Raw genomic sequence first — 7,754 nt, forward strand, 5'->3', positions numbered from 1 at the left:
GCTGCACCGGCTTGCCGCAGACCGGACAAAATTTTTCCTCTTCCGTCAGCTGATTCCCGCAATGGGCACAAAATTTCGCCATGGGTTACGCCTCCTGCCCCTCAGTCCGCATCCTGGTCATTGATCTTGGTGGATTTGATCTGGACACTGATCAGGGTGGGGCTCTTCTGTTTCACGATACCCACGCATTTCCCCTTCACATTGACGAAATCCCCGATTTTCAGATCATTGACGATGCTGGCCCGTTTGGCCGGCACATCCACCAGCACCTGATAGGTCTTGCCGCCGTTTTTCCGGCTTTCCAGGGTAATGCTGTAATTCTGGGAATTGTTGAACTGCCCCTTCCATTTTACCTTACCGGAAACCTGGACGGTCTTGTCCTTGTATTTTTTATCTCCGGAACTCTGGTCCCGGATATAGTCATCCACGATTTCACCGGATTTCACCTGGATGGGTTTGCTGCCGCCCCCAAAGGCGAAGAACAGTCCCAGGACCACCACAAGTACCCCGATGATGGCCAGGATCTTCTTTTTCTTTCCGTTGCCCTCCGGAGGAACCGGAGGCATCCGGAAGTTCTGGAAGCCCTGGTTCCCGCCGCCTCCCTGGCCGCCGGAAACCGGTTCCGCCACCACTACTTTGTAAGTTTCTTCCTGAGCTGGCTGTACGGATTCAGCCGGCTTTTCATCTCCGGCACCCTTTTCCTCCGGCTTTGTTTCCTTCAGCCGGGTACCGCATTCGGTGCAGAAATCATTGGCCGCCGGGTTCATATGACCGCATTTGGGGCATTTCACCACCGGATCCTGTTTGGCGCCGCACTGGACGCAGAACAGGGCATCGTCCGCCAGTTCGCAGCCGCACTGTTTGCATTTCTTGGACATAACCATTCCCCTTCCGTATAAGGAAACCATCCCCAACTCCCGGTTTCCCGCAGTTTTCTTTATGATTCTTATTATACGCAGAAAATTGGGAATAGGAAAGGGGGCTGTTGCGTGCGCAACAGCCCCTTTCCCTGTCAGCAGCTCTTACATCTCCCAAATAAACGCCGCCAGCTGCTTCAGGCCCGGTTCCAGGCTGGTCATGTCCAGTTCTTCCTGGAGGGTGTGGGCCCCTTTGCCCAGGCTGATGCCGAAGGCGATGGCCGGGATGTTCCGACTGAGAGGAATGTTGGCATCAGTACTGCTGGCACTGAACACCGTTTTCAGGCCTTCCCGTTTCCGGATGGCGGTGATCCGGTCATGGATTTCATGGTGCTGCACCCCTTCGCTGCAGGGCCGCTCTCCCAGAAGCAGGGTCTCCACCTTTACCTTGTCCGTGGTGTGGGCCTTCAGGATGGCCTGGAAGGCGGCATCCAGCTTTTCCAGTTCGGAATGGGATACGGACCGCAGGTCCACGGTGAATTCCACTTCCGCAGCAATAGAGTTGATGGTGGTACCTCCCTGGATGGTCCCCACATTGTAGGTGGTCCGGGGATCTTTGGGCACCTGGAGGCTGTAGAAATCCCGGATGATTCCCGCGGCTTCGTTGATGGCGTTGGCTGCCCCGAAAGCCGCATAGCTGTGGCCCCCGGCCGTGACCACATGGACCGCGTACCGCCGGGACCCTACGGCCAGGTTCACGAACCGGTCGCTGTTCCCGTCCACGGCCATGAAATAGCTGAGCCGGTCCCCGAAGGCATCAGTAAGGGCCCGGCTCCCTTTCAGGTTCCCCAGCCCTTCTTCTCCCACATTGAAGGCGAACACCGCCGGCGTCCGGAGCTTCAGGGTCAGCATCATCCGGATCAGGAACAGCAGGGCAGCCACGTCAGAACTGTTGTCCCCGCAGGAAGGGGCCTTCAGGATGTGCCCGTCGATGTCCGGAGTGATCCTGTCCACTCCCGCAAACACCGTATCCATATGGGCGGTGTACAAAGGGAACTTGTCCACTCCTTCAATGCAGTGGGGATAGATCACATTGCCGGCTTCATCCCGGTATGCGCCTTCCGCCCCCATGGCTTCCAATTGTTCCAGGATCCACTGGGCCTTCCTGTCCTCTTCTCCTGTGGGAGAAGGGATGGTGATCACATCATACAGAGTCTGGAGGTATTCCGGCATCCGGTTGTGGATATAGTCCTCCACCATTTTGCGCAGCACGTCATTCATGGGCATGGCTCCTTTCGTATTCGACTCTTCACTTATACTTATTCTACCCCAAATTCTTCCGGAATAAAACCGCTGCCAGCCAGAGGGTCAGGACGGCCACTACGGCCATGGGCAACAGATCCGGTGCAATGGTGCCAAGGCCCGCTCCTTCAAAATAGATCCGGCGGATGGCATCCAGGGCAAACCGGAGAGGATCCGCATAAGTCAGGATCTGGAGGAACTGGGGCATGTTCCGCACCGGGGTGGCCACCCCGCTCAAAAGGGCATTGGGGATCAGATACACATAGGTGTACACCTGGACCTGCTGCATGGAACTGCACACGGAAGAAATGCTCAGCCCGATGCCGGTGGAACTGAGGAAATAGACCAGCAGCACCAGGTACAGGGTCAGGTAGGACCCTTCAAAAGGCACCTGGAACCAGAACAGATCCAGCAGCAGGAGCAGCGTCCCCTGGAGCAGCCCCACCAGCACCGGAGGGAACGCCTTCCCAATCAGGAGCACCAGGGGGGACGCCGGGGTCACCAGCAGCTGTTCGAAGGTCCCTTCCTCCCGTTCCCGGGCTACGGACATGCCGGCCAAAAGGATCACCTGGGAAAAGCTCATGAGCCCCAGGATCCCGGGAGCAAAATACCACAGGGTCAGCTGGTTGGGGTTGAACCAGGTCCGGGTTTCCACGGAAAGGGGCGGTTTCTGGCCGGTCCGGGCTTCCAGCCACTGCTGGACCACCCGGGAGGTGTAGGCGGAAGCCAGACTGGCGGTCATGGTATTCCGGCCATCGGTGATTACCTGGAGGGGGGCTTTTTCTCCCCGGGCCAGTTTCTCTTCAAAATCAGAGGGAATGGCCAGCACCACCATGGCTTCTTCCCGGTCGATGGGATCCTTGAGCTGGGCGGTATTCTGGAGATCCGCCACCCGATGGAAAAAACGGGTGCCGTCCAGGGTGGCCAGCAGAGAGGTGGAAGCCTCTGAATGGCTCTGGTCCAATACCGCATAAGTCACATCCTCCACATTGAAGGTGGCGGTGTAGCCGAAAATCACCCCCAGGACCAGAGTGGGGACTACCAGAATCTGCCGGAAGGCCTTGTCCTTCCAGATGGCCAGCAGTTCTTTCCGGCAGATATACCGGACCTGCTGACAAAATAGCTGCCAGGGCGTCATTCATTCCACCTTCTTTCGGATACGCTGGAGGGCCAGGCCCAGGAAAAGCACCATGAAAAACAGCAGCCAGCCGGCCTGGGGCAGGATCACCGGCCACAGGTCACCGGCCAAAAACAGGGTCTTCAGGGCCACCAGATAATGCTTGAAGGGCAGCACTTCCCCGATCCACTGGACCCACCGGGGGGTGGCCCGCAGGTCGAACAGGAACCCGGAAAGCATGATGCTGGGCAGGAAGCTTACCAGAAGGGCAACCTGGATGGCCATGAACTGGGCTTTGGTCACCACAGAAATCAGCATCCCCATGCCCAGGGCGGTGAGCAGGTACAGGACGGAAAACAGCAAAATCAGGGACAGGGACCCTACCAGAGGCACCTGGAACAGGAACCGGGACAGGATCAGACAGATGAAGACCCCCAGCAGGGCAATGCAGAAATAGGGGATCATCTTGGCCACAATGATCTCCCCTTTTTTCACCGGGGTCACGAACAGGGATTCAAAGGTCCCCCGTTCGTATTCCCGGGCCATGACCCCGGCGGTGAGCAGCACCCCCACCAGGGTGACGATCATCAGGATCAGCCCGGGCAAAAAGTACCAGGTGCTTTCATGGGCATCATTGAACCAGAGCCTGGATTCCAGGTCCACGGCTCCCACGCCCTGGCCGGCCATCTGGCGGGCGGACCACTGGGCCGCCGCCGTTTCCACATAACTCTGGATGCTCATGGCGGTGGTGGTGTCCGTGCCGTACAGCAGCAGCTGGACCCGTCCGTCCCCCTGGTGGAGCTGGCGGCTGAAATCCGGAGGCACCCGGAGGATAGCGTCGATTTTCCGCTGTTCCATGGCTCGGAGCGCCTGGTTCATGCTGGTCATGTAGGTGGGTCGGAAGTATTCCGATCCATCCACGAAATCCACCACCTGCCGGGCCTCCGGAGACGCGTCCTCCAGCACCACCCCGATGGGGGCGTGCTTCACATCCAGGCTGATGCCATAGCCGATCACCAGGATCAGCAGGATGGGCAGCAGGATGCCCAGGGCCAGGCTGGAGTTATCCCGGAGCACTTCCCGGAACTCCTTCACCGTCAGAGCCCGGATCCGGCGCAGATTGTCTCTCATTGGGCTGCCTCCTCTCCCCTGGCCCGGGCCTGATTCACAATGTCGATGAACATGGAATCCATATTGGCCCCCGGTTTATGGAGTTTTTCCCGGATTTCGTCTGTGGAACCGATGATCAGCATCTTCCCGTGGTCCTGGATCATGATCCGGTCGCAGTACTCGGATTCTTCCATAAAGTGGGTAGTGATGATGATGGTGGTCCCTTTGCAGGACAGATCCGTGATTTCCCGCCAGAACATCCGCCGGGCCAGGGGATCGATGCCGCTGGTGGGTTCGTCCAGGAACAGGATCTCCGGCTCCTGGAGCAGGGCACAGGCCATGGACAGCCGCTGTTTGTAGCCTCCCGGCAGGTCCCCGGCGTTGTGGGATTCCGTCCCGGTGAGCTGGAATTCCTCCAGCACCGTGCGGATCCGTTCCTGGAGCTTCTTCCGGGGCAGGCCGTACATGCCTCCGTAGAACTGGAGATTTTCCAGTACGCTGAGCTTGGTGTACAGGGCGAATTTCTGGGACACGTAGCCGATTTTGGCCCGGGCCTCCGTCCGGGCAGTCCGCAGGTTCTCCCCGGCCACGCTGAGCTTGCCGCCGGTGGCGGGGATCAGGCCGCAGAGCATCCGGAAGGTAGTGGTCTTCCCGGCCCCGTTGGGCCCCAGAAGGCCGAACACCTCTCCTTTGTGGACCTGGAAGGAAGTATGGGAAACCGCGGTGAAATCCCCGAACTTCTTCACCAGGTCCTTCACTTCGATGCTCACTTCATTCTGGGAAGGACGGGGCGGGATCTTGTCCAGAGAAGCCAGGGGGATCCGGGTCTTTTCCAGATCCGCCGCCTGGTGGAGCAGGATCATGAACCCGTCTTCCAGCCGGGGTTCCACCGCCCGGGGGGTCAGGCTCCACCGCTCCAGGGTGGGAATGGGTTCCCCGGGCCGGGCGGCAATGTACCGGACGGTACCGCTTTCCGGAACCGCATCGATGATCTGTTCCGTGTCATCCAGCAGGGATCCCTGGAGCACCCGGTAGGGCAGTTCTTCCGGCGGGTCCACTTCGAAGCATTTTCCCGCCGCCACCTGGCTCAATTCCTGGGGAGTCCCTTCAAACAGCATCTGGCCCAGGTTCAGCACATACACATGGTCGCACATGGCCGCCTCGTTCATGTAGGCGGTGCATACAATGACGCTGAGGTTTTCTTCCCGGACCATCTGCTTAATGATGATCCACAACTCGTCACGGCTGAGAGGGTCCACCCCTACGGTAGGTTCGTCCAGGATCAGCAGATCCGGAGAACGTACCAGGGTGCAGGCCAGCCCCAGTTTCTGCTTCATGCCCCCGGACAGCTTCCCGGCCAGCCGGCCGGTAAAGGGAGCCAGCCCGGTCATGTCCAGCAGTTTGGCAAAACGCTCCTTCCGGGTATCCTGGGAGATCCCGTGAAGGTCCGCATACAAATCCATATTCTCCTGGATGGTCAGATCTTCATAAAGGCCGAATTTCTGGGGCATGTAGCTGATCCGGGACTGGATTTCCTCCGCCCCGGCCACTGAATCCAGCCCCAGCACCTTCAGGCTCCCGCCGGTGGGGTCCATGAGCCCGCAGATCAGCCGCATGGTGGTGGTCTTCCCGGCCCCGTCCGGACCGATGAGGGCGGTCATTTTCCCTTTTTCCGCCCGGAAGTCGATGCCTTGGAGAGCATGGGTCTTTCCCTGCTTGTCATCAAAGAGTTTGTCCAGCTTTTCAGCCTGGACCACCCATTCAGTCATGGCTCTGCTCCGTGTCGATCTGCACCGTGGCGGGCATTCCCATCCGCAGCACATTGTCAGGATCGGTTACATAGACCCGGACTTCGTACAGCAGGGAGGTACGCAGTTCCGTGGTCTGGACCGTTTTGGGGGTGAATTCTGCCGTAGAGGAAATATAGCCGATCTGGCCTTCGATGGGATTCTTGGGATGGCTGTCCGTATAAATCTTCGCCTTCATCCCTTCATAGATCCGGCCCAGATCCTTTTCGCTTACATAGACCCGGACCCATTTCTTTTCATTGAGAGACAGCTTGAACACCGGTTTCTGAGGAGAAGCCATATCCCCCACTTCCAGCAGCCGGGACCGGATGACCCCGTCTGCCGGTGCCTTGAGTTCCGCCTGGCTCAGCAGGTAGTCCACGTGTTTGGCGTCTTCCTGGAGGGCTTTCAGCTGGGCTTCCCCGCTGGCCACATCTTCATCCCGGGGACCGGCCTGGGCTTTTTCATATTCCTGCCGGGCCGCTTCCGCCTGGGCCGCCGTTACATCCACCTTGGTCCGGGCCGCATCCCGGTCCTGTTTGCTGACGGATTTTCCATTGGAAGAGGCAAAGGCGTTCTCCACCCGGGCCAGATCCTGCCGGGCCTGGTCCGCCTGGGCTGCCGCCTCATCGGCTTTGGCCCGGGCCGCTTCCAGATCTTCCGCCCGGGTGCCGTTGTGGAGTTTGTCCACCACGCTCTGCTGGGCGGCGATCTGGGCCTGGAGCTTGCTCTTCTTGATTTTCAGTTCATCGGTATCCAACCGGGCCAGTACCTGGCCCTTGGTGACCTTGTCTCCTTCTTCCACCATTTCTTCCGCAATCCGGTCGCTTTCCCGGAAGGCCACGGATACTTCCCGCACATCCACGTTCCCGTAGAGGGTCAGCTGCCGGGCCGCCTTCTGCACCTGATACCGGTGGTAGCCGTAGGAGCCCCCGCCGATGAGCAGGGCTGCCGCTGCCACCAGGGCCGCCAGTTTCTTTTTGTCCTGTAAAAGGTTTTCCCAAAATGCCATCATTTATCCTTCCCTTCTGCCCTGCTGATTTCCGCCTGTTCCGCATCAGAAAGAGGCTGCCAGCCGCCGCCCAGTGCCTTGTACAGGTGGATCAGGTCCGCCAGTTCCTGGCCCCGGCTGCGGTTTTCCTGCCGTTTCATGGTAAGCAGGATCCGTTCGCTGTCCAATACCGGCTGATAATCGCTGAGTCCCGCCTGGAAGCGGTTTTCCGCCAGGTCGAAAGCCCCCTGGGCATTGTCCACCCCGGCGGTGAGCTTGTCTTTCCGTTCCTTTTCCTGAACGATACCGGTCATGGCATCCTGGACTTCCCCGGCCGCCTTCAGCACCGTGTTTTCATACTGGGCCTGGTATTCTTTGGCCCGGGCATCCTGCAGCTTCACATTCTGCCGCAGCTGTCCCCCATGGAACAGGGGGAAGGTGAAGGAAGGCGCAATGGCAAAGGAATGGGCGCCGGAACCGAACAGATTCCCGCCCCCCAGGGTGATGAGCCCCAGGAACCCGTCCAGGGTGAACCGGGGCTTCAGTTCCGCCCGTGCCTCTTTGGTCCGGGCGATCTGGGCTTCCAGCCG

The 7,754-nt window shown here is 59.3% G+C and carries 8 protein-coding genes; all 8 read right to left on the minus strand.

The window, feature by feature from the left end:
• A partial coding sequence (locus QVO43_RS10140; protein ID WP_369678681.1) for a zinc-ribbon domain-containing protein occupies positions 1–82 on the minus strand: 82 nt, incomplete at its 3' end.
• A gap of 19 nt (positions 83–101) precedes the next feature.
• Positions 102–878, minus strand: a complete 777-nt coding sequence (locus QVO43_RS05075; protein ID WP_288174554.1) for a double zinc ribbon domain-containing protein — start codon at positions 876–878, stop codon at positions 102–104.
• Positions 879–1,022: 144 nt separating this feature from the next.
• Positions 1,023–2,138, minus strand: coding sequence for a M20/M25/M40 family metallo-hydrolase (locus QVO43_RS05080; RefSeq protein ID WP_022487494.1), 1,116 nt, complete (start codon positions 2,136–2,138; stop codon positions 1,023–1,025).
• Between the two features lie 43 nt (positions 2,139–2,181).
• On the minus strand, positions 2,182–3,297 hold the full coding sequence (locus QVO43_RS05085; protein WP_022487495.1) for an ABC transporter permease: 1,116 nt from the start codon (positions 3,295–3,297) through the stop codon (positions 2,182–2,184).
• Positions 3,298–4,407, minus strand: a complete 1,110-nt coding sequence (locus QVO43_RS05090; protein ID WP_022487496.1) for an ABC transporter permease — start codon at positions 4,405–4,407, stop codon at positions 3,298–3,300.
• The gene (locus QVO43_RS05095) at positions 4,404–6,155 is read right to left on the minus strand and encodes an ATP-binding cassette domain-containing protein (protein ID WP_022487497.1); all 1,752 of its coding nucleotides are present in this window, start codon (positions 6,153–6,155) and stop codon (positions 4,404–4,406) included. Before QVO43_RS05095 ends, QVO43_RS05090 begins: the two co-directional genes overlap by 4 nt.
• Positions 6,148–7,188, minus strand: a complete 1,041-nt coding sequence (locus QVO43_RS05100) for an efflux RND transporter periplasmic adaptor subunit (RefSeq protein ID WP_022487498.1) — start codon at positions 7,186–7,188, stop codon at positions 6,148–6,150. The genes QVO43_RS05095 and QVO43_RS05100 overlap by 8 nt, the downstream gene beginning before the upstream one ends.
• Positions 7,185–7,754: TolC family protein (locus QVO43_RS05105; RefSeq protein ID WP_288174555.1), on the minus strand; the 570-nt coding region annotated here is incomplete at its 5' end. The genes QVO43_RS05100 and QVO43_RS05105, both read right to left, overlap by 4 nt.

Source organism: Acidaminococcus sp. CAG:542 (assembly GCF_000437815.1).
GTDB lineage: Bacteria > Bacillota > Negativicutes > Acidaminococcales > Acidaminococcaceae > Acidaminococcus.

What these genes read in the sequence shown, in the direction of transcription:
- QVO43_RS05075 (WP_288174554.1), bottom strand. Translation starts at nt 878, where the DNA reads ATGTCCAAGAAATGCAAACAGTGCGGCTGCGAACTGGCGGACGATGCC.
- QVO43_RS05095 (WP_022487497.1), bottom strand. Translation starts at nt 6,155, where the DNA reads ATGACTGAATGGGTGGTCCAGGCTGAAAAGCTGGACAAACTCTTTGAT.
- QVO43_RS05085 (WP_022487495.1), bottom strand. Translation starts at nt 3,297, where the DNA reads ATGACGCCCTGGCAGCTATTTTGTCAGCAGGTCCGGTATATCTGCCGG.
- QVO43_RS05090 (WP_022487496.1), bottom strand. Translation starts at nt 4,407, where the DNA reads ATGAGAGACAATCTGCGCCGGATCCGGGCTCTGACGGTGAAGGAGTTC.
- QVO43_RS05100 (WP_022487498.1), bottom strand. Translation starts at nt 7,188, where the DNA reads ATGATGGCATTTTGGGAAAACCTTTTACAGGACAAAAAGAAACTGGCG.
- QVO43_RS05080 (WP_022487494.1), bottom strand. Translation starts at nt 2,138, where the DNA reads ATGAATGACGTGCTGCGCAAAATGGTGGAGGACTATATCCACAACCGG.